Raw genomic sequence first — 1,348 nt, 5'->3', positions numbered from 1 at the left:
GTCAGCGATGTTTTCGGCTTGCTGTATTTGCTGTTCTTGAGTGCCAAAATGGGCGATGCTGTTGGTTAGGGCGCTTATCGTCTCTCCCACATACGCACAGCCTGCCCCCCAAGTGTTGCTAGTAACCCCTTCATCAGGCAATGTCCCACCCCCATTGCGGCAACTTGCCAAAAAAGCGCTAACAAAATTGGTCATTTTTTCCCCAAATCCTGCTAATCTCTCATTAACGTTATTGCTGTTTTGCATGACTTCCAAATTTTGTTTCACTTGCTCAGCTAAATTGAACATCTCTGCTTGCGCTTTAGCGTTTTTGAGCATGCTTTGAGCGAAGCTAGCATCTGTGAAAGGGTTGAAGTTACTGGGGTTAGTTATTTCTGCTTTTTGGTTAGCGTTAGCGATTTGGCTTTGCGCGACGATTTCTTGGGCGTTTTTGATCATGCTAGTAACCTGGCTAAATTCCTGCTGGAAGATTTGGCACGCATTCCCGGATGTGCTTAAACCCCATGGGCTGCCATCACCCGTAGCGTTTTCATTATTCCTAGATCGCACTAAAGGGCATTGCGTGTTAAGGACTTGCATGATGTGGGCCGCTTGATTTAAAAGCTGTTGAGCGTTATTGGTGATGCTAAATTTGACGGTGGCTTCATTATCCTTATAGGTAGTGTTGATCGTTACGCCGTCTTGAGTAGTCGTTTGCGTGCTAGTGCTACTATTACTGCTACCATTTTTAGCCTGGCAGAACTGATTCACACCGCCGTTGATATCACTAATCTGTTTGCATTCGTATTTATAATTAACACTCACGTTTGTGCCTTGCCCGCCTAGTTCAGGAAACCCTTTCCCTTTTTTTAAAGCTTGTTGGATGATTTGATAGGCTTCATTGAGTTTCTTGAATTCATCAATAGACATGCTTTTACCAGGACCAGTTGATTCATACCGGTTGCAAGTAATTTGCGTGGAACTCTGTCCTGGTTGGCCATTAAAGATCACGCTGCCAGGCCCACTATCTGTGTTGTTCCCGTTCCCACACATTACCGCATAGCCGATGGTATTCCACAAGCCCACCGCGGCGTTTAACGCTAAAGAGACGGCTTGATAGGCGGGGGAATTGGTTTTTTCTTTGAGCAAACCCGTCGCGCCCGCGTTCAAATTGTTGATCGCGCCACTGACAGCGCTCGGATCAGTGGACAATTTGATCAGGGTGTTTAGGGTGCTGTATCGGGTTAAAAGATTGTTCAGCTTTTCATAATTGTCTGAAAGCTCTTGAATGCCTTTGGTGTTTGTTACCATTTGAGCGGCTTCACCGATTTGATAGCCTACGCTTGTGTAAAAGCCGTCGTCTTCAGCG

Annotated in this window: 1 protein-coding gene; it reads right to left on the bottom strand. The window is 45.9% G+C overall.

Features of this window, described 5'->3' with window-relative positions; genetic code table 11:
- The coding region (locus EWZ81_RS02505; protein WP_341846687.1) for a SabA family sialic acid-binding adhesin at window positions 1-1,348 on the bottom strand (1,348 nt) is incomplete at both ends.

It is taken from the genome of Helicobacter pylori (assembly GCF_011140715.1).
In the GTDB taxonomy this organism is placed as follows: Bacteria; Campylobacterota; Campylobacteria; order Campylobacterales; family Helicobacteraceae; genus Helicobacter; species Helicobacter pylori_DA.
This window is presented reverse-complemented; position numbering and strand designations above follow the sequence as displayed.